This is a genomic window from Ruegeria sp. BHSB058 (genome assembly GCF_059613285.1).
This window is the reverse complement of the sequence record NZ_JBXWSF010000004.1, coordinates 1-21,174: the sequence shown is the minus strand read 5'-3', so window position 1 is coordinate 21,174 and position 21,174 is coordinate 1. Positions and strand designations below refer to the sequence as shown.

General features: G+C 62.0%; 17 protein-coding genes, 1 pseudogene and 1 riboswitch. Of the genes and pseudogenes, 2 read left to right on the top strand and 16 right to left on the bottom strand.

Going from position 1 to position 21,174, the window contains the following annotated elements:
- Positions 1 to 82 precede the first annotated feature (82 nt).
- The gene (locus AC2FNB_RS01635; RefSeq protein WP_496744063.1) at positions 83 to 1,945 is read left to right on the top strand and encodes an adenylate/guanylate cyclase domain-containing protein; all 1,863 of its coding nucleotides are present in this window, start codon (positions 83 to 85) and stop codon (positions 1,943 to 1,945) included.
- 37 nt (positions 1,946 to 1,982) lie between these two features.
- Here AC2FNB_RS01635 and AC2FNB_RS01630 read toward each other — a convergent pair whose 3' ends face one another.
- The 16 genes and pseudogenes from AC2FNB_RS01630 to fabD form a co-directional block, all read right to left on the bottom strand.
- Complete coding sequence (locus AC2FNB_RS01630) at positions 1,983 to 3,353, bottom strand: DNA-packaging protein (RefSeq protein WP_496744061.1); 1,371 nt, start codon at positions 3,351 to 3,353, stop codon at positions 1,983 to 1,985.
- The gene (locus AC2FNB_RS01625; protein WP_480748297.1) at positions 3,262 to 3,606 is read right to left on the bottom strand and encodes a hypothetical protein; all 345 of its coding nucleotides are present in this window, start codon (positions 3,604 to 3,606) and stop codon (positions 3,262 to 3,264) included. The genes AC2FNB_RS01630 and AC2FNB_RS01625 overlap by 92 nt, the downstream gene beginning before the upstream one ends.
- Before the next feature lie 453 nt (positions 3,607 to 4,059).
- Positions 4,060 to 4,570, bottom strand: a pseudogene (locus AC2FNB_RS01620) (ABC transporter ATP-binding protein); the annotation flags it as partial.
- The gene (locus AC2FNB_RS01615; protein ID WP_480748296.1) at positions 4,567 to 5,616 is read right to left on the bottom strand and encodes a FecCD family ABC transporter permease; all 1,050 of its coding nucleotides are present in this window, start codon (positions 5,614 to 5,616) and stop codon (positions 4,567 to 4,569) included. The pseudogene AC2FNB_RS01620 and the gene AC2FNB_RS01615, both read right to left, overlap by 4 nt.
- Positions 5,613 to 6,623 carry an ABC transporter substrate-binding protein gene (locus AC2FNB_RS01610; protein ID WP_496744060.1) on the bottom strand — a complete coding sequence of 337 codons (1,011 nt, stop codon included), beginning with the start codon at positions 6,621 to 6,623 and terminating at the stop codon, positions 5,613 to 5,615. Before AC2FNB_RS01610 ends, AC2FNB_RS01615 begins: the two co-directional genes overlap by 4 nt.
- A gap of 150 nt (positions 6,624 to 6,773) precedes the next feature.
- Positions 6,774 to 6,966, bottom strand: a riboswitch (cobalamin riboswitch).
- A gap of 42 nt (positions 6,967 to 7,008) precedes the next feature.
- Positions 7,009 to 8,745, bottom strand: a complete 1,737-nt coding sequence (locus AC2FNB_RS01605; RefSeq protein ID WP_480748294.1) for a Mur ligase family protein — start codon at positions 8,743 to 8,745, stop codon at positions 7,009 to 7,011.
- Between the two features lie 9 nt (positions 8,746 to 8,754).
- A complete protein-coding gene (gene cphA / locus AC2FNB_RS01600; protein WP_496744058.1) occupies positions 8,755 to 11,559 on the bottom strand; it encodes a cyanophycin synthetase in 2,805 nt (934 codons plus the stop codon).
- A gap of 23 nt (positions 11,560 to 11,582) precedes the next feature.
- Positions 11,583 to 12,470: a cyanophycinase gene (locus AC2FNB_RS01595; RefSeq protein WP_496744056.1), complete on the bottom strand. Its 888-nt coding sequence runs from the start codon at positions 12,468 to 12,470 to the stop codon at positions 11,583 to 11,585.
- A 54-nt stretch (positions 12,471 to 12,524) separates the two neighbouring features.
- Entirely contained in the window at positions 12,525 to 13,691 is a 1,167-nt protein-coding gene (iadA, locus tag AC2FNB_RS01590; protein WP_496744054.1) for a beta-aspartyl-peptidase, read from the bottom strand.
- Positions 13,692 to 14,007: 316 nt separating this feature from the next.
- Positions 14,008 to 15,168 (bottom strand): endolytic transglycosylase MltG, encoded by a 1,161-nt coding sequence (gene mltG / locus AC2FNB_RS01585; protein WP_496744052.1) that lies wholly within the window; start codon positions 15,166 to 15,168, stop codon positions 14,008 to 14,010.
- Entirely contained in the window at positions 15,169 to 16,434 is a 1,266-nt protein-coding gene (gene fabF, locus AC2FNB_RS01580; RefSeq protein ID WP_496744050.1) for a beta-ketoacyl-ACP synthase II, read from the bottom strand.
- Positions 16,435 to 16,770: 336 nt separating this feature from the next.
- A complete protein-coding gene (locus AC2FNB_RS01575) occupies positions 16,771 to 17,514 on the bottom strand; it encodes a 1-(5-phosphoribosyl)-5-[(5-phosphoribosylamino)methylideneamino]imidazole-4-carboxamide isomerase (RefSeq protein WP_480748288.1) in 744 nt (247 codons plus the stop codon).
- Between the two features lie 123 nt (positions 17,515 to 17,637).
- Positions 17,638 to 18,177: a GNAT family N-acetyltransferase gene (locus AC2FNB_RS01570; RefSeq protein ID WP_496744048.1), complete on the bottom strand. Its 540-nt coding sequence runs from the start codon at positions 18,175 to 18,177 to the stop codon at positions 17,638 to 17,640.
- 143 nt (positions 18,178 to 18,320) lie between these two features.
- On the bottom strand, positions 18,321 to 18,554 hold the full coding sequence (locus AC2FNB_RS01565; protein ID WP_480748286.1) for an acyl carrier protein: 234 nt from the start codon (positions 18,552 to 18,554) through the stop codon (positions 18,321 to 18,323).
- Positions 18,555 to 18,759: 205 nt separating this feature from the next.
- Entirely contained in the window at positions 18,760 to 19,497 is a 738-nt protein-coding gene (fabG, locus tag AC2FNB_RS01560; RefSeq protein WP_496744046.1) for a 3-oxoacyl-[acyl-carrier-protein] reductase, read from the bottom strand.
- A 57-nt stretch (positions 19,498 to 19,554) separates the two neighbouring features.
- Complete coding sequence (gene fabD, locus AC2FNB_RS01555; protein WP_496744044.1) at positions 19,555 to 20,493, bottom strand: ACP S-malonyltransferase; 939 nt, start codon at positions 20,491 to 20,493, stop codon at positions 19,555 to 19,557.
- 158 nt (positions 20,494 to 20,651) lie between these two features.
- Between fabD and AC2FNB_RS01550 the strand changes: the two genes are divergently transcribed.
- On the top strand, positions 20,652 to 21,174 hold a 523-nt coding region (locus AC2FNB_RS01550; protein WP_496744042.1), incomplete at its 3' end, for a cytochrome b.

Here is a 21,174-nt window from a genome sequence, read left to right as displayed (position 1 = left end):
AGACCGCCGAAAGCGCAAGACCACCACTTTTCATTGTCTGAAAAAGAAAACTTGCTAGTCTTTGGCTGAGGAGGTCCAGCCGATGGAACGCCGCCTGAGCGCTATCCTGGCTGCCGATATGGTCGGCTATTCGCGGCTTATGGAAGCCGATGAAATCGGCACACTTGAGCGCCAGAAAGCTCATCGTTCAAACCTCATCGACCCTGCCATCGACAAATTCCGGGGGCGCATCGTCAAGGAAATGGGCGATGGCTTGCTGGTCGAGTTTCCGTCGGTTGTCGATGCCGTCCAATGCGCCGTCGAAATCCAGCGCACCATGCCCCAGCGCGAGCAGGACACCGTACCCGATCGACGGATCGCCTATCGCGTCGGGATCAACCTGGGAGACATCATCGTCGATGGCGACGATATCTACGGCGACGGCGTGAACGTGGCGGCCAGACTGGAACAGCTGGCCGAACCGGGCGGCATCTGCATCTCCGGCACCGCCTACGACCACATGCGCTCTGCCGTCAAGGTCGGCTATGTGTCGATGGGCGAGCTTCAGGTCAAGAATATCGAAAGACCGATCCGGGCGTACAGGGTTCTTACCGATCCCCAAAAGGGCGACGCCACAGGCAATCCCCCCAAAAGGCTCCAACCAAGCCGTACAATGGCAATTGCAGCAATTGTCCTTCTTCTTGTTTTCGGGATGGCCGGGTGGTGGACCTTCAATCAGTCCGCCCCCCAGGCGGGCAGCGAAAACCGACCACCGCTGGCACTCCCCGATAAACCATCAATCGCCATCCTGCCCTTTGCAAATCTATCAGGTGACGCAGAACAGGAATACTTTGCCGAGGGCTTCACCGAAGACCTGACCAGCAACCTTGCCCAGTCGAAAGACCTGTTCGTCATCTCCCGCAATTCGACATCTGCCTACAAGACGCGCCCTGCGAATATCCGCGACATAGCCGCCGATCTTGGTGTCCGCTACGTTCTCGAAGGGTCGATCCGCCGCATCGACGACAAGATCCGGATCACGGCTCAGCTCATAGATGCCTCCAGGGATACGCATGTCTGGGCAAAACAATATGATGAACCCGTCTCCGGTATATTCGACGTTCAGGACGACCTCACCCGCGAAATCGCGGGCAGCCTTCTGGTCAACATGCGCAAGGCAGACCTCGACCGGACGCGCCAAAAGCGGCCAAGCGACCTGACCGCCTACGACTACGTGCTGCGCGCCCGCGCGCTCTGGGACACCCCCGGCAAGGAAGCCAAGCTCGAAGCGCGCGAACTGGCGGAAAAAGCCATCGCGCTGGACCCGAACTATGCACCCGCCTATGCCGTTCTCGGCGACACCTACAACAGCGCGTATATTCTTCAATGGGAAGGACCCGAAGCGCTCGACAAGGCCTATGACCTGGCGCGCAAGGCGGTAGAGCTGGACCCGAGATCGTCGCAATCCTACGAATTGCTCGGTCGCGTATTCCTGCGTCAGAACAAGCACAACGAGGCCATCCTGTCGCTGCAAAAGGCGATTGACCTCAATCCCAACCGATCCTTTCACTACGCAGCCCTGGCCGACGTTCTGACATTCGCCAACCGGCCGGAAGAAGCCATTGACCTTATGCAAACGGCGATCCGGCTGGATCCGTTCTATCCCGCCCGGGACAACATGTATCTCGGTCGGGCCTACTATTTCAGCAAGCGGTACGAAGAGGCGATGGTCGAACTGAGAACCTGCGTTATCCGCACGCCCCGGTATCGTCCCTGTTACATGTATCTGGCGCCGACCTACGCCCAGATGGACCTGCCGGACGACGCCGCGAACACCGTGGACGAGCTGATGCGGATTGCACCAAATTTCTCGATCTCCAAATCGGTTCGTGGCCACCTCCCGTTCGTGGAACCGGCGATGAACTTCTACATCGACGGGCTGCGCAAGGCAGGTGTTCCCGACTAGCGCCAATGCGCCTCCACAGAAGTCCTACCCCTTCCCCTCACAAGACCCGCAGCCGGGGGCGCCGATACTGCGCCGCAGGTGCCACCAGCAACTCGTGCAATGCCCAGACCAGCGCATCAACCCGGTCGGGCGAACCCTGCCCTTCAAACCCGCGCGTGGTCAACTGGCACATCTGCTCCTCCAGCGCGTCCAGCCCGGCCACATGGGACACCCGCCCCTGCTCGTAGAGCGCCGCCACCGGCTCCGCCCGCGCCACTTTCCCGCGTGACGCCCGCACCGCCCGGAACGGCACCAGCGGGTCGACCTGCCGCACGACCTCTTCCACCAGCTGCCCGCCCTGATTGACCTCTGCCACCAGCCTCTCGGCCCCGAACTCGTCCATCGCGGCTATCGCCGCCCGCGCCCAGCCCGCCGGACCAACGCCCTGCACCGTCCGGTCAGCCAGCACAAAGGCCCGCCAGTCCTCGGGCGGGCCTTGCACTTGCGCCCCAACCACCACGATCCCGCAGGCATCTGCATCCACCCCGCCACTCACCGCCGGGTCCAGCGCCACAACAATCCGATCCAGATCCGGCACACGCGCCGCCCGCGCCGCCTCCAGCATCGATCCGGTCCACAGCGCGCCCTCGGCATCGGCCAGCAGCACCCCGTCCAGCTCCTGCCGCCCCAGCCGCGTCCCCGCATAGCGCGCCCGCACTTCTTCCAGAAACGACGCTGCCAGGTTGGCCCGGTTCGCCTCGGTCGGCGCATGGGTCACCACCGTGGACGGTGCCGCCAGCAAATCCTTCAAAACCTTCACGTTCCGCGGCGTCGTGGTCACACAGGCCTGGGGCAGATCCCCCAGCCGCAACGCAAATTGCAACATGTCCCAGGTCTCGCTCGGCTTCGGCCACTTGGCCAGCTCGTCCACCCAGGCGGCATCGAACTGCGGCCCCCGCAAACTGTCCGGATCATGCGCCGAAAACACCTGCGCCTCGGCCCCGTTGGGCCAGACCAGCTTGCGCTCCGACGCTTTCCAAGCGGGCCGACGATCCGGCGGTGAACACTGCAAGATCCCGCTATCGCCGAAAATCATCACTTCGCGCACCTGATCCCGGGTCTCGCCCACCAGCGCCACACGCCGCGCCACGCCCTTGTCCAGCGGCTTGGCCCCCTCGACCATCGAGCGAACCCACTCGGCCCCGGCCCGCGTCTTGCCCGCGCCGCGCCCGCCCATGATGACCCATGTGCGCCAATCCCCCTCGGGCGGCAACTGATGCGGCATCGCCCAGAACTCGAACAGGAAAGGGAGGGCACACAGCCCTCCCTCCCCGATCTCACTCAGAAACCTCTCCCGCACCGCAGCATCGGCGGAGGCGAGCCAGCCTGCACCCGATCTCAGATCGGGCCTGCTCAAGGTCGAGCGCATAGCCCCCCTGGGCAATTCCTTGTTGTCTGTGATGGTGTTCGACAAAACTCGTCTCCACTTTCTGACAGTTCCGGATCAGGCCGTCGACCTGACCAAGCTGCTTGGCTGTGCCAGCAAGATCTGCTTCCTCCCCGGTGACGATCTGCTTGCGCAGGTCTTCCGCCGCTTGCCGCAGACCGCGAATGGACGTTTCGAGCGACTGCAACAAATCAGCCGTCCGGGCGATCCTCTCTTCCGGGGTAATCATCGTCATATGTGCGTCTGACCTCATGCGTGAGTTGTTCCGCACGAGAGAAACGAAAAACGGCCACCGGATCAGATCCGGAGGCCGCCGCCCACTTCTTCTAGCATGACACAACCTATACGAGAGAAAGGTCGCAGAGTCAAGAATTTTCGCAACAGCTGCAACGGGTTGCGTACGGCGCGGGTTAAGGAAACACTAACGGCAGCCCCGGTCACGGCAAATGATAGGACAGGAACCTCTCCGTCCCCTCGCCATTGTGGCTCCATCTCGCCCGCACCCCGAACACCTCGGAAACCGTCTCCAGGGACAACGCCTCGGCAGGCGCGCCAAAGGCGACCAGCCGCCCCCCGGACAGTACCGCCACCCTGTCACAGGTCATCGCCTGGTTCAGATCGTGCAGCGCCATCACCGTTGTCACTTTAAGCGCGCGGACACAGCTCAGGATCGACAGCTGGTGGTGAATGTCCAGATGGTTGGTCGGTTCATCCAGCAGCAGCAGCCCCGGCTGCTGCGCCAGCGCGCGGGCAATATGCAGCCGCTGGCGCTCTCCACCCGACAGGGTTGCCCACTCCCTGTGCGCCATCCCGGCCATGTCCACGGTCCGCAGCGCCTTGTCGACCTGCCACGTGTCTTCCGCCTGCCAAGGCCGCAGGGCCGACAACCACGGCGTGCGGCCCAGCTCCACCACCGACCGCGCACTCACCCGCTCTGTCGTGTCGGCCTGTTGCTCGACAATGGCGACACGCCGGGCGATCTGCCGCCGCCCAAGCGCCGACAGGGGATCACCGGCCAGTTCGACCTGCCCCGAACTCGGGCGCACCAATCCCGCCAGCAGGCGCATCAGGGTCGACTTGCCCGACCCGTTGGGACCGACCAGCGCCAGCGTCTCACCGGGGTCCACGTCAAAGGACACACCTGACAACAGGCGCTTGCCGCGCACGGCGTAACTCAGGTCTCGGGCCTCGATCCTCATCGCGCGCTCCTTTGTCCGCGCACCAGAATGACGGCAAAGGCTGGCGCACCTATCAACGCAGTCACCACCCCGATGGGCAGGACCTGACCGGGGATGATGATGCGCGACACGATATCCGCTCCAATCAGGAACACGGCACCGATCAGGGCGGCGGTCGGGATCAGGCGGCGATGCCCCGGCCCCACCAGAAATCGCGCGGCATGCGGGATCACCAGCCCGACAAAGCCGATGGACCCCACGATCGATACCATGACCGCCGTCGTCAGCGCGGTGGCAAGGATCAGCACCGCCTGCACCCGCCGGACGGGTATGCCCAGCGACGCCGCGGAATCCGAACCAAAGGTAAAGGCATCCAGCGCGCGGGCGTGAAAACGGCAGATCAGCCAGCCGGCAAAAGCCACAGGTATCGCAAGATACACATCCGGCCAGCGCACCCCGCTCAGGTTGCCCATCAGCCAGAACATGATTCCGCGCGCCTGATCGGCATTGGCGGATTTGGCGATGATGAAGGCCGTCATCGCGTTGAACAGCTGCGATCCCGCAATCCCCGCCAGAACGATCTGCGCCGTTGCCGCCCGTCCGCCACCCGCACCCGCCGCACGGGCCAGGATGGCAACGAACCCAAAAGCCAGCAGCGCACCGTTGAACGCGCCAAAGGACAGGGACAACGCGCCGCCGCCCAATCCGGCGATGGTCACCGCCACCGCCCCGGTCGAGGCCCCGGCAGAGATGCCCAGAATATACGGATCGGCCAGCGCGTTGCGCAGCAGCGCCTGCAGCACCACACCCGCCACGGCCAGTCCCGCGCCGCAGGCCGCGGCGACCAGCGCCCGTGGCAGCCGGTAACTCCACACGATCCCCTGATCGATCGGATCGACGGCCAGACCCGCCCCGGCCAGCTTGTTGGCCAGCACTGAAAACACAAGCTCGGGCGCAAGCGCGGTTTCCCCGATCATCGCGCCCGCCAGAACCGCCGCAACCAGCACCGGCACGGCAAGGCACACGGCCCCCAGTACGTGCCGGGCGATTGCGGCGATCTCGCTCACTGGCTGTTACCGCCGCTGCTCAACTCCTCGGCCAGATCCTCCAGCGCCGGAATTGCGCGTATGGTGGCGTCCATGGCCTGTGCGTCCATGATGACGATGCGGTCGTTCCTGACCGCATCCATCCGGCTGGCCACCGGGTCGTTGCGCAGAAACTCCAGCTTTTTCTCATAGTCATCGGCGGCAAAGCGGCGACGGTCCATCTTGGCGATCACGATGACGGTCGGATTGGCCTTGGCAATGGTTTCCCAGCCCACCGTCGGCCATTCCTCATCCGTTTCGATGACGTTGCGGATGCCCAGCGCGTTCATCATATATCCCGGCGCGCCTTTCTGCCCGGCCACGAACGGATCGCTTTCCATCTCCGGGGACGAGAACCAGAACACGGCGGACACGTCGTCAAGTTCCACCGCCTTCGCCCTGGCAATGGCTGCGGCCTCGCGCGCCCTGTAGTCCGCCACCAGTTCCGCACCCTTCTCGGACGCCCCAAAGACAGCGGCCAGTTCCTCGATCCCCTGATACAGCGTATCGGTCGAGAACATCTCGATCCGCGTCCCGTCACTGCCGACCGAGTTGTCCTTGCCGACGCAATCGGCGGGCATCACATAGGTCGGAATGCCCAGTTCGTGAAACTGTTCGCGCGTGGCAACGATGCCTTCGGGGCCGACATGCCATTCATATTGCGCCGCCACCAGACCGGGCCGCCTGGCAACCACGCTTTCAAAGCTGGGGTCGTTGTCGGCCAGACGCTCCACCTTGGCGTTCACCTCGGCAAATTCAGGCAGAACCTCGTTGAACCAGACCGAGGTTCCCAGAACCTGCTCGCCCAGCCCCAGCGCATAAAGCACCTCGGTCGCGGCCTGACCGACCGTGACCGCCGACGCCACTGGCGCCTCGAACGTCACCGAATGGCCGCAGTTTTCGATGGTCAGCGGAAAACTTTCGCTGGCGGCCACACTTGCCGCCGACAGAGACAGGGAAAGGCCCACAAGGCCGGTACGCAAAACCATGATGATCGATCTCCATATGTCAATGACCGGAGAACGGGTGAAAGGGCATTGACCAAAGCGACAGTCGCATTTCGTCTTCTGTCGGTGCAGGGCGGCGCACGGCCCCCCGGCAGGATCCTTTGGCAACCTCCCCGGACAACCCCGTCCGGTGTGTTTCGGTTTTTACCGGCAGGTCTCCTGACTGACGGGTCGTCGCCTGTCCTGTCTTCCCAGACCTGAAAGGCCCAGTGACACGAACGGACAGCGCTCGCCGCCTACAGTTGCGGGGGCAGTTCCGGTTGATGCCGCGCGGCACCTCGGATTCCCTCTTAGCCCTTTCGGGACCGGTACCGCGCGCTTAGTGCAATCCTTACGGTGCGGCAAGAAAATTCTGCGCGCGCCCGGGCTAGCTCTGCAAAAGGTTCAGCACCGCATCGCGCTCTGACAGAACCAGCAACAGCGCCAGATCACCGGGCTCGACCCGATCCAGGATCATCCTGCTGGCCTCGACCGGCGAGGCCGCGCGCAGAACCTGATCCTCCCGCAGCCCGCATTCCGTGGCGGTCTGCCGGATCAGCGCCGGAATCTCGCCCAGCTCACGCCCCCGCAGATACCCTTCCAACTCGGCGGCGACCACCACATCCGGTTGAAACCCCAGCGCCGTTCTGGTGACCTCCCGGATATCCTGGTCCGACCGATCGCCCGCATGGCTCAGCACGATGAAGCGCCGCTTTGCCGACAGCCCGCCCAGCGCCTCGCACACGGCCGCAATCGAATGTGGATTGTGGGCAAAATCGACAAACACCCGCGCGCCGTTAAAGGCGAACTCGTTGCACCGGCCCGGATTGTCACGGGCATCGGGCCTGAACCCGGCCAGCCCGGCGCGAATGGCCTCAACCGGGATCTCCATCGCACGCGCAAGGCACAGCGCCGCCATCGCGTTCAGGATGTTATAGCGCGCCGCACCCCCCATGGTCAGCGGCACATCGCGAACCGATTGAATGACCTGCTCGGCCTGCCCATCGAAGAACACGATCTCTTCTCCACGCAGGAACGAACAGCACTCTCCCCGCTCGCGGGCGCGGCGGATCAGATCGTTTTCCGGGTCCAGCGAGAACCACCAGATCACACCCGGCGTGGTTTCCGCCTCGTCCCGCACAAAGGGATCATCCGCGTTCAGGACCAGAACACCGCCCTTCTTCAGGGCGCGGCGCACGGCAAACTTCGCCTGCGCCAGTTCCGGCACCGTGTTGACGCCGTACTGGCCCAGATGATCGTTGGCCACATTCGTCACCACCGCGGCCGAGGCCGCGCGGGTCGGCAGCCCCCGGCGCAGGATGCCACCGCGCGCCACCTCAAGACAGGCGATCTCAAGCCGACGGTCCCGCAACAGCATCCGTGCACCGCCCGGCCCGGAATAGTCGCCCCGGTCCAGGATATCGTCCCCCACCCGCACGAACTCGGTCGAGGTCAGCCCCGCCACCCGGCCCGACGCACGGGCAATCGCCTCCAGCAGACGGGTCGTCGTGGTCTTGCCGTTGGTGCCGGTGATGAAAGCGACGGGAATGTTGTGCAACGCGCCCCAATCCACCGCGTCGGGCGAGGGCAACGCATCCCAGGCCCATGTCCGGCTGCCCGCGCCGTGACCCAGCGAGATCTCGTCATCGTCGCACAGGATATCGACGCCGTGCTTCTCCGCCGCCTTGATCAGCGCGATCAGGGCCGGGTTGGCCTCACGCTCCATGACGCCCCTGAGGTCGGCAACCATCGCCTCGAAATTTCCCGAGGCCGCCCCCGTCAACTCCGCCGCACAGAAATGCCAGGCGGTCTGGGCCGCAAATACCGCCGAATACAGCTGATCCATCGGCGCGGAAATCGCCAGGTTCACGCCGCCGGTGAACGCCCGCCACGCCAGCGCCTCATCCTGCCAGCCCAGCGCATCCAGCACGCGGCGCGCATGCACCTGCCACAAGCCGGTGACACGCTGCGCCAGATCACCGTCGAAAAACACATCGACAACCGCCCCCGGACTGTCCCACATCAGGCCCGGCCCGGTCAGCCGGCGCGCGTCGTCCACACGAAACAGATCGCTTTGCGCGCAGGTGATGGTCAGCGCGGTTTCAAGCGCCTCTATCCTGTCCATGTCGCCCCCTCAGTCGGAGTCCTCACCAACATCCCGCGGCAGCCGCACGCCGCGTTCATCCCGGATCAGCGCCTGATCGCTGTCAAACAGCTCCTCGAACGCGCCGGGAACGGGTGCAGGCGCCGCCGCACTCGCCTCGGCAGACTCGGCATCCTCATCCGAATTGAAATAGATGATCTGCTTCCAGCACCGCGCCGTGTCATCACCAAAGATCACCAGCACGTCGCCTGGTGCCGCCATGTCCAGCGCCGCGTTGATCGCCTCGACCTCGTCGGGAATGACGCTGATCGCCTCCTCGGCAACTCCGCCCGACATCAGGCCCGATTTCAGCATCTGCGGGATTTCGTCATGGCCGCGCCCGCGGCGGTTGTCATCGGCCTTGCAGATGAAATGATCGAAATGCCCCGCCAGCGCCTTCGCCGCATCCGCCACGTCCTGATCGCGCCGGTCACCGGGCATCGAGACGACGCACAGCCGCCTGCCCTTGACATCCATCCGGTCGGACATCGCGCTCATCGCCGCCAGCGCCGCCGGGTTGTGCGCATAGTCCAGGATCACCTTGAAGGGATGCTCGTCAAACACGTTCATCCGCCCCGGTGCCTGGAAATAGCTGGTGTCGAAGGTGCGCAACCCGTGCCGGATATTGTCCAGATCGACCCCGAAACTATAAGCCATGGCTGCCGCGAACATGGCGTTCTGCACGTTGAAGATCGCCTTGCCCTCAAGTGCTGCCGGAATCAGATGCGACCACAGGATCGGGATATGCAGCCCGTTGTCATAGATGGTCAACATGTCGCCATTCATGCCCTGTTCCAGCACGATGGCCTTGCCGCCCGCCTGAATATGCTCCTTCACCAGGCTGTGGCCCGGATTGGTCGTCACGTAAAAAATGGTCTTGGCCGGCGCATAATCGGCCATTTTCAGACAGTTGATGTCATCGGCGTTCAGCACCGCCGTGTCGGTGGCGCTTTCCACCACCACGCGCTTGACCACCGCCAACTGCTCGACCGTGTCGATGCCGCCCAGCCCCAGATGGTCGGCCGAAACGTTGAGACACGCCGCCACGTTCGAGCGCTGATAGCCCAAACCCGACCGGACAAGCCCGCCGCGCGCGGTCTCCATCACCGCGAAATCCACCATCGGATCGCGCAGCACGATCTGCGCCGATTTCGGCCCCGTCATGTCACCCTTGACGCTCAGCTTGCCATCCACATAAACGCCGTCCGTCGAAGTCATCCCGACAATCTTGCCGCTGGCCTTCATGATATGGGCCAGCATCCGCGACGTCGTGGTCTTGCCGTTGGTTCCGGTGATCGCGGCAATCGGGATGCGGGTCTGCTGGCTGGCCGGGAACAGCATGTCGATCACCCGTCCCGCAACGTCGCGCGGCTGGCCCTCGGACGGGGCCACGTGCATGCGGAAACCGGGCGCCGCGTTCACCTCGACGATCGCGCCGCCGATCTTCTTGTAGGATTTGGTGATATCGTCGATCAGGAAATCGACGCCGCCCACATCCAGCCCCACCGCCATGATCGCGCGCTCGGCCATGTCGCGATTGTCGGGATGCACCACATCCGTCAGGTCGATGGCGGTGCCGCCGGTCGACAGGTTCGCCGTCGAGCGCAGATAGAAAATCTCGCCCTCGGGCAGCACCGTTTCTTCGGTCACGCCCGCATTCTCCATCAGGCGCCTGGCCTGAGTGTCGATCTCCAGCATGGTCAGCACCTTCTCGTGCCCGATGCCCCGGCGCGGGTCCAGGTTCACGATGTTGACCAGCTCGGCAATCGTGTGCTTGCCGTCGCCCACCACATGGCCCGGCACCCGCTTGGCCACCGCAACCAGCTTGTTGTTGACCACCAGCATCCGGTGATCGAACCCGGTAATGAAGCTTTCGACCAGAATGGCGCGGCTGCGTGAATGCTCCTTGGCCTCGGCAAAGGCGGTCTCGACCTCGGATTCCGAATTCAGGTTGATCGACACGCCGCGCCCGTGATTGGCATCCAGCGGCTTGACCACCACCGGAAACCCGATCCGCGCCGCCGCCTTGGCCGCCTCGCGCGCGGAATAGACCATGCGCTGTTGCGGCACCGGCAGGCCCAGATCGTTCAGCAGGTTGTGGGTGTCTTCCTTGTCACAGGAAATCTCCACCGCGATATGCTTGGTTTCCGAGGTGATGGTGGCCTGAATGCGTTTCTGGAACTTGCCATGCCCGAACTGCACCAGCGAGCCTTCGTTCAGGCGGATCCAGGGAATGTCGCGCTCCTCCGCCGCCCTGACCAATGATCCGGTCGAGGGGCCGAATTCCTTGCGCTGCGCCCGCAGGACAAAGCTGCGCAACTCGTCGTCCCAATCGAACTCGGGATCGAAATCGTACTCCAGCTGCTCTTTCAGCTCCTGCGGCAGCAGATGCATCAACAACCGCATCGCCAGCTTTCCGGCGGCCAGCCCCACGTCGCGCTGGCGGTATTCATAGACCATGTTGTACTGGCCCGGCTGACCGGTGCCGCGGGTCCGGCCAAAAGTCACGTCCGAGCCCGCCACGTTCTGCACCTCGATGGCGCAATGCTCCAGCACATGGCCCAGCCAGGTGCCCTCATCCTCGCGCAGGCGGCGGATGAACCCGCCGGGTTCGCGATAGGAACAGCCGTGCTCGGCCAGGCCGGGCAGCGCCGCAATCAGGGCGTCGATAAACGCAGGCCCGATACGGGCCGATGGCCACTCTTCCAATATTCCCAGATCAATGACATGCCGAATGACCGGAAAACTCGCCCAGACATTCGGGCCCACAAAGACATTGGTCGAGACGATTTTCATGAGGCTCCCCGTTTATCAGATTTTTATTCCCCCCCGGCGGCGGCCTTTTCCCCGGACACTTCCGGCAGGGTGCAGAACGCCAGATGCTCATCCGGCGGAAACGCCTGACGAGCCGTCAGGTCATAACGGCACCCTTCGCCCAGAACGTCAAGCCGAAGTCCAAGCAGGCTCAGCGCCTCTCCGGCGCGCGCATCCCACATTGACGAATGGCTGAGATGGCTGGCATCGACCACCGTGACCGATCCGCTGCCCACCACTTCCAGCACGTTGTCGGGTCCGATGAAGGCCGCCGTGTCCTCGTCGATACCCAACCCGATCAGAAAAGGGTTGAAGGATGAGGCGGTTAGCAACCGCCCCAGCCGGTTGCGCTGGGTGAAATGCTGATCGATGATGACGGCGTTGGTCAGCCCCATTCCCGGCGCCAGCGTGATATTGCCCTGCGCGGGGGCCGCGTTGCTACTGCCTCCGGCGACCATGTGTTCCGACATGATGGATGCCCCCGCCGAGGTGCCCGCAACAGGCACCCCCGCCGCATTCCGCCGCCGGATCTTCTGCGCCACCAGCGTGCCGCCCAGAATCGCCGACAGCCGCAACTGGTTGCCGCCGGTCATGAAAATCCCGGTCGCCCGGTCCAGCATCCCGGCAAAATCCGGGTTGTCGCAATCGGCCCGGCGCGAGATCGGCAGGAACTCGACCTTGCCCGCGCCAAGCTCGGAAAAGATGCGGTTGTAATCCGGCCCCGTCTCTTCCAGCATCGAGGCGGTGGGGATCACCACGATATCCGCCTTCGGTCCACCCGACATCTCCACGAACCTGCGGTGGATCTGCATTTCCTTCACGCGGTCTTCGCCGCCACCGATGGGGATGATGAACCCGCGCGGGGTGTCTGCAGCAACGGGTGCTGGGCACATGTCGAAAAAACCTTCCAGTCCTGAAGCGGGCAGCCGCCAGAGCCGCGCGGACGCTTATACCTGTTCATACATGCCGCGCCGGGCTATCTGGCCGTTGCGGACATGCCATTCCCCCCGTGCCATCACATGCCGCACCCCAAGGTTTTCGTCAAGAACCACCAGATCAGCGTCCATATGCACGCCCAACCGTCCCTTGCGGCGCAGTTTCAGCAAATCGGCGACATTCGAGGTGAACGGCGCCAGCGCCTCGGCCAGCGGCACCCCCATTCCCACCAGCGCGGCCAGCGTTTCCGGCAAGGTATCCGACAGGCCGATGCCAAAACGGGTCAGGTTCCCTTCGCGGTCAAAGGCAGGCAGGCATCCGCCGCCATCCGAGCTGATGGTGAACCGCTCCATCCGACCGCCCGCGTCGCGAAACCGCACAAAAGCCTCCGCAGCCGAAATTCCGGGCTCGACATGATCATCGGGAAAGGCGGTGGCGTCGATGTAACAGCCATGCCGGGCCAGCGCCACGGCCTGCTCGAACAGCGGTTTGTTGCGGTTGACATGGGTCGGGTTGAACACCCGCGCAGGGATTTCGGACGTGGCAATCGCCTGTTCCAGCATCGACAGCCCCCGCTCCCCATCGCCCATGTGGCAATGCACGATCCCCGCCTTGCCGGTCATCAGCCCGGCCACATGCGCCTCGCTGGCGATGCGCAGCACCTCGTCCAGCGTCGGCTGGCTCGAGCGGTGATCGCTGATCGCCAGCTCCCCCACCCCGATCACCGGATCAAGAAACACGATATCGCCCCGCGCCGACCCGGTCAGCGTGGTCAGCGGCACATGATACCCCCCGGTATGACACCAGGCCGAAAGCCCTTCTTCGCGCAACCCATAGGCCTGCTGCACCAGCGTCTGCGTATTCCGCGTCAGGTCATCCGTACCCAGAACCCCGACAACCGAGGTCACCCCGGCGCGGGTAAAGGCCGACAGCATCATCGGCGGCACCCGGCTGGCCGGCCCGGTTTCGCCGCCACCCCCGGTGATATGCGCATGCGCATCGATCAGCCCCGGCACAACCGGCGCGCCCTCGGCATCCATCACCTCGGCCGTCAAAGCTTCCGGTATGTCGGGCAGACCCGCTCCCAGATAGACGATGCGCTCTCCGGCGATGACGATGTTGCCGATGCCAACCGGCTCGGGACTGTGGATCAGGGCGTTCTTGATGACGGTCAGCACAGGTCAGGTTCCTTGATGAGGGTGGCAGCAAAAACTCTGCGTCACCTCTGACAGTTCGATTGGGTTTTGGGAAACGTTAAAGCAACGTGACCCGCCCATTGATGATCAGATTTTGAAAAGTCCTGATGCAACCGACCGCATTGGCAAGGTTGCATCCCCCGGATCCGGCTCCGCCGGTCTCCAGTGGCGCGACGCAACGCAGACGGGCAAAGACGCTGCCCCGTCGAAATCGATCCATCAGACTGCCTGGGACTTGTACATTTCGCACAACACGCCCCCGAAAACCTGTACATTTCGGACAAGTCGGACAAGCGGGTCAGTCGCCCTCGCTCTTCCGCTGAGCCTCGATCTCGCGCCATTTGGCGACGTTGCGGTTGTGCTCCTGCAGCGTTTCGGCAAAGGCATGACCCCCCGTTCCGTCAGCCACGAAGAACACGTAATCCGTCTTCTCCGGCGCCACTGCGGCCTCAAGACTTGCCAACCCCGGATTGGCAATAGGCGTCGGTGGAAGGCCATCTATAAGATAGGTATTCCAAGGTGTTACGCGGCGAAGCTCGCTTTGTCGCAACCCGCGCCCCAGGCTGCCCTGACCCTTGGTGATCCCATAGATCACGGTCGGGTCCGTCTGCAGTTTCATGCCTTGTTCCAGGCGGTTGACGAACACACTCGCCACCTGCCCCCGCTCTTCTGGAACGCCGGTTTCCTTTTCGATGATCGAAGCAAGGATCAGCATTTCTTCCGGCGTCTCGATAGGCAACCCATCTTGCCGGGCCTCCCAAACCGCGTTCACCCTAAGTTGCTGTTTTTCCACCATTTTAGCAAGAACTTCGGCGCGGTTCGTCCCAGGCGTCACCTCATAACTGTCCGGTGCCAACATCCCTTCGGCCGGCAGTTCCCCGACCTCGCCGTCCAGCACGTCCATCGCCTTGAGGGCCTCGACAACCTGCCACGACGTCACGCCCTCGGCCATCGCAATGCGATAGCGGGTATCCCTCTCGGCGCGTTTTTCTGTATATTCTTCAGGCACTTGACCATCAGCAGGATCGAATTCGGCAATCTCGACAAACTCCAGCGTGGCCGGGTCCAGTTCCCGCACCTCGGTCTGGGTCCGCGTCACGCCAATCCGATACACGATTTCGGTCCCGCATGTGCTGGCCCCGCTGCGCGTGATCTCCTCGACAATCTGTTCCATCGACGCACCTTCGCGGATCAGAAAACTTCCCGCCTTAAGGTGTTGAGATTTATCGGAATAATCTGACCCCAAGCGGAAGATTGTGCCACTGGTCACCGCGCCCTGCTGCTCCAGATCACGGCTCACACGGGTCATGTTCGACCCACTGGCAACCCGCAGGCAGATGGCCGTATCCAAAGGTCCTTCAGCGGTATACTGCGACTTGCCCCACAGCACGACCCCAGCGGCCAGGAACATGCCCACCGCCAGAACAGTCAGCATGTTCGAAGCCAGACCCCGCCACATTTAGTTGGCCTTTCCGAAGATCACACTCGCATTTGTGCCACCGAACCCGAACGAGTTCGACAGGGCAACATCGATCTTGCGCTCGCGCTTGGCGTTCGGCGCCAGATCAAGCGGTGTTTCGACGGCCGGGTTTTCCAGGTTCATCGTCGGCGGGGCAACCTGATCGCGGATCGCGAGGATCGAGAAAATCGCCTCGATCGCCCCTGCCGCGCCCAGCAAATGCCCAGTGGCCGATTTGGTCGACGACATGGTCGCCTTTGCCGCGTGATCCCCCAGCAGACGCTCCACCGCTCCAAGTTCGATCGTGTCCGCCATGGTCGAAGTGCCATGCGCATTGATATAGTCGATGGCCGAAGGCTCCAGCCCGGCGCTCTTCAACGCGGCGCGCATCGAACGTTCGGCACCATCACCGTCTTCGCTAGGCGCCGTGATGTGATAAGCGTCGCCAGACATGCCGTAACCAAGCACCTCGGCATAAATCTTGGCGCCGCGTGCCTTTGCGTGCTCATATTCCTCCAGCACCACAACGCCCGCGCCCTCGCCCATGACAAACCCGTCGCGATCAACGTCATAAGGACGGCTGGCAGCTTTGGGGTTGTCCGCATACTTGGTCGACAGCGCCTTGCACGCGTTGAAACCCGCGATTCCGATTTCGCAGATGCAGCCTTCGCCGCCGCCCGCAACCATCACATCCGCATCGCCAAGACGGATCAGCCGGCTGGCGTCTCCGATGGCATGAGCACCGGTCGAGCACGCCGTCACGACCGAATGGTTCGGTCCCTTGAATCCAAAGCGGATCGACACCTGACCCGACGCTAGATTGATCAGCGCACCGGGGATAAAGAACGGCGACACACGGCGTGGGCCGCGGTCCTTGATCAGGTTGGCGGTTTCCGCAATCGATCCGAGCCCACCGATGCCCGACCCGATCATGACACCGGTACGCAGGCGAGCATCCTCATCCTCGGGCAGCCAGTCGGCGTCCTTGCACGCCATTTCGGCTGCAGCGATCGAATACAGGATAAAGTCCTGGATCTTGCGCTGTTCCTTGGGTGGCATCCAATCGTCGGGATTGAATGTTCCGTTCGTGCCATCACCGCGAGGTACTTCGCAGGCATAGGTCGTGGCGACTCCGCTTGCCTCGGCGTCGAATAAGGTGATCGGGCCGGCACCTGACTCTCCGGCCAGCAGCCGCGACCAGGATTCCTCGACCCCGCTGGCCAAAGGTGTGACCAAACCAAGACCGGTTACAACGACTCTGCGCATAGACTATGCCTCTTGCCTGCTTCCTGTTTGAAAACCGCTCATACCCCGGCCAAGGGGATGGGGGCAAGAGCGAGCATTCCTTTACAATCAGCGTTTTTCAGCCACTTGGCAATCGCAGAGCTCTGATGAACTTGCCGCAACACGCACCAGAGCAAGCGACTTCGCTGAACGGAACAAGACGTGCTCACCTCAAAACAGGTTCGATCTGAGGACCCGCCTCATCAACACCAATCCGACAGGTCGTCTTCCAAATGACGACCGAATTTCGCTCAATGCCAAAGGAACGCCAACCCGGCATGCTGCGTGGCAGCAATTTCGGGATGGCGCAGAAGTTTCTTATTGGAAATCAGCGACCGGTTCATGCGCAGACTGGGCGACAGCCAGCGCTTCGGACAGATCCAGTGTTTTGCGGAACAACGCTCTACCGACCATCGCGCCTGCGATATTGTGAATATACGCAAGACGCGAGATATCGTCGACCGAACGTACGACGCCGCTGGCGATGACGGGCGTCTTTGCCTCGGACGCCAGACCGGAAATCAGGCCCAGCTGCGCCTCGACGTCGACCATGTCGCTATTGATATCGGTCACCAGGATCGCTGCAAACGGCGTATCAGTGAACGCTTGGATAAAGGCTTCCGGCGTCCAGACACTCTGACTGCGCCACCCTTCGGTCATCACATAGCCCTGCCACACATCGACCGCCAGAACGATCTGGTCGGGATGGCGGATTGCCAGATCCTTGACCGTGTGTGGATCGCGCGCCGCAAACGTACCAAGAACAACGCGCCCCACGCCTTTGTCGATCCAATGGTCAACATTCTCGCGGGTCCGCATGCCACCGCCCAGCTGAACCGGAACGCCGACCGCGCGAATGATCTCTTCGATCAGTTCGGCATTCTCGTGACTGCCTTCAATCGCATCGAAATCGGTCACGTGAATCCATTCCGCACCGGCCTGAGCCCAGCTGCGCGCGGTCTCGACCGGATCGACATGCCACAGCATCGCCGAATCCAGCCGCCCCTTTTCGAGCGTCACGCAGCGCCCTTTTTGCAGTTCCATCGTGGGATAAATGATCATGAGCCTGTTCCTCTGCTCAGTCGTCGTGGAAATCGAGCATAGCATATCGCAGAGAGAATCGCAGTCATCTCACAGGATCGGCATCGTTTGCGCCATTTGCGGCGCACGGGCGAAAAATGCGTTTCACATCACGGCTGGTGGCCCATTGCGGCGAAACAGATTCACCAGCGTTCCGCGATACTCGGTTTCGCGCAGCGGCTTGTAACCCAGTTTTTCTACCAAGTTGCGGGATACTTCGTTGGCGACGTCCACCAATGCAACCAGCGGGCCGGGGATCACCCTGTCAAACCAGTCATGAGCGGCCTGCGCGGCCTCGTATCCCAACCCCTGGCCTTGAGCTTCTTGGGACAAGACCCAACCTGCTTCGGGGAACCGGTCGAAATCTTCGCCAAGGCAACGATTGCTGTAGAAAAAGCCTGTCTGCCCGATCATCCTGCGGGATGCTTGCGAAACAACCGCCCATTGTCCGAAACCAGTCATCTGCCAGTGACCAGCATTGCGCAGAAACGCATCCCAGGATTCGCCGCGCGTTCGCACCTCGCCACCGATAAAGCGGACGACCGTGGGATCGCTCCAGATTTCCGCAAACCGCTGAAAATCCTCAGGTCGCATCGCACACAGCGTCAAACGTGCCGTATTTATCATCGGGATGGATCGTTTCATGTCCTGCCCGTTCTGTTTTTTTGCCTCAGGAACGAAAATTGCTGGCGGTGCAGGCGTTGCGCAAGACGGAATCTGCATCGGTCAACAAAAAACGGCGCCTCCGTTGCACGGAAGCGCCGTTTTTTTGGGGTCACTCGAAAAGCTTAGGAAGCTTCGGTGATGAATTTTACGGCGTCGCCGAAAGTCTGGATGGTTTCGGCCGCATCATCCGGGATTTCGATACCGAATTCCTCTTCGAAAGCCATCACCAGTTCCACGGTGTCAAGGCTGTCTGCACCCAGATCGTCAATGAACGACGCGTTCTCGATGACTTTGTCCTCTTCAACACCCAGGTGTTCAACAACGATCTTTTTTACGCGATCTGCGACGTCGCTCATGTCTATTCCTCATTCCTTCAGGGCGCTTTGCCCGGTTCTGCCCTTGCCCGATCGGGCGGCTTTGATATGCCCGTTCCGGGCGGTTTGGGTCCCGGAAACCCCGGGGATTCGAGGACCGACCATCGGATCAGCCCTAACAGATACGCGCCGCCTATAGCACAGACAACGCAGGAGGCAAACGCTTTCCGCCTGCCACCGCCTGCGCCTACAACATGGCCATACCGCCGTTCACATGCAAGGTGCTTCCTGTTACATAAGCCGCTTCGGGGCTGGCCAAGTATAGAACTGCCGCAGCGATTTCTCCCGCCTCGCCCATTCTGCCCATCGGAACCTGCTGTAACAGGCCTGCTTTCTGGTCTTCTGTCAGTTTTTCCGTCATCGCGGTGGTAATGAACCCGGGGGCAACGGTGTTCACGGTGATTCCCCGTGATGCAACCTCATGGGCAATCGCCTTGGCAAGCCCGACCATACCGGCCTTGGACGCAGCATAGTTGGCCTGCCCGGGATTCCCGATGGACCCGACAATCGACGAAATGTTGATGATCCGGCCCCAGCGCGCCTTCATCATGCCGCGAAGAACACCTCGGCACAAACGCATGGTCGCGTTAAGATTGACATCAATGACGCTGTCCCATTCAGCATCCGACATTCTCATAAAAAGGTTGTCCTTGGTTATTCCGGCGTTGTTGACGAGTATGTCGACCGACCCCATGATCTCGGCTGCCTGTTTCGGCAACGCAACCACGGCGTCGGGATCTCCGAGATTGCAAGGCAGAACATGGGCGCGTTCGCCAAGTTCGTCAGCCAAGGCTTGCAAGGGCTCGACGCGAGTACCTGATAGCGCCACTGTTGCGCCCGCGTTGTGCAATGCGCGGGCGATTTCCCCACCGATACCGCCCGAAGCACCTGTGATCAGAGCGTTTTTGCCCGTCAAATCAAACATGATCATCCCCTTATTAGACTGCATGTCTTTTTCATACAGCTTATGTTCCTAAAACTGTCAGGTGTCGCCCGCTGTGATTTTGTTCACGTCATCGGGTGTTCCGACTGCATTGGTCGTAAGTACCCGGTCGATTTTGCGGATCATCCCCGACAGGGCTTTGCCCGCCCCGATTTCCCATAGTACGGTAACACCATTCGCCGCCATGTATTGTACGCTTTCCCGCCAACGCACAGATCCTGTGACCTGTGCGACCAAGAGCTGGCGGATCAGGTCGGGATCAGTCACAGCCTCGGCCCGCACATTGGACACCAGCGGGACGGTGGGCGCCTTGATTTCCACATCGGCCAGGGCTTGGGCCATCACATCCGCCGCAGGCTGCATCAAGGCGCAATGGAACGGGGCGCTGACAGGCAGCATGATCGCGCGCTTCGCGCCCATTTCCTTGGCAATCTCGGCGGCGCGTTCAACGGCCGCCTTGGCGCCGGACACCACGACCTGTGTCGGGTCATTGTCGTTTGCCGCTTGACAGACCTCGCCCTGGGCGGCCTCATCGGCAACCTCGCGCACCGCATCCAGATCCAGCCCAAGAATGGCCGCCATCGCTCCTTGGCCTACCGGCACGGCACTTTGCATCGCCAGCCCGCGCGTACGCAGAAGGCGCGCCGTATCGGATAAGCTCAAGGCTTCTGCCGCGGCCAGCGCCGAGTATTCACCCAACGAATGACCGGCGACAAAGGACGCTTTTGATACCGGGACTCCTTCGGCCTCCAACGCGCGCATGGCTGCCATCGATGTGGCCATCAGCGCGGGCTGTGCATTCTGCGTCAGTGTCAGTTCGTCAATATCGCCTTCCCAGATCAGCGTGCTCAGCTTTTCTCCCAAAGCCTCGTCCACTTCATCAAAGACGGCCCTTGCAGCCGGATAGGCATCAGCCAGCGCCTTGCCCATTCCGATCGTCTGGGCGCCCTGCCCCGGAAAAACGAATGCGATTGTCATTGCGACCTCTTACCTGACGTTGGGTTGCCGCGCGGTGTAAACTGCACAGGCGCGCGGCACAAGCTCTGCATAAAGACACGGAACCTGTGCGCTCTAAACAGTTGCACCTCGAGACGCGTCACATAGGTTTTCCACAAGACTAGCAGGAGAGCCGCACAGTGCCTTTTACCAACTCGTCGAGCCAATATGGAAGTATTGCCAAAACTTTCCACTGGTTGATCGCGTTGATGATTCTGACCGCCATTCCCTTGGGATGGGTCGCAAGCGAAATGGCCAAGGACATCTATGATCCGTCCGTTCAAACCACGATCGAGGACATTAGCCGTACCGTAACCGTGTTTTCCATCCACAAAACGCTGGGCGTATCAATCTTGTTCCTGGCACTCGCGCGAATCTTTTGGGCCTTGACCCAAACCAAGCCAGGCTTGCTGAACGCGGACAACAAGCCCGAAGCTTACGTTGCGGAACTCGTGCATTGGGTACTTTATGGGGCTTTGGTTCTGGTCCCGTTGACCGGCTGGATGCACCACGCCGCCACCGAGGGTTTTGCTCCGATCGTCTGGCCGTTTGGGCAAAACCTGCCATTTGTGCCCAAATCCGAATGGCTTTCCAGCTTGACTGACCGGCTGCATTGGATATTTCAGTGGGTTCTGGTTGTTGCCGTGGGGCTGCATGTGCTTG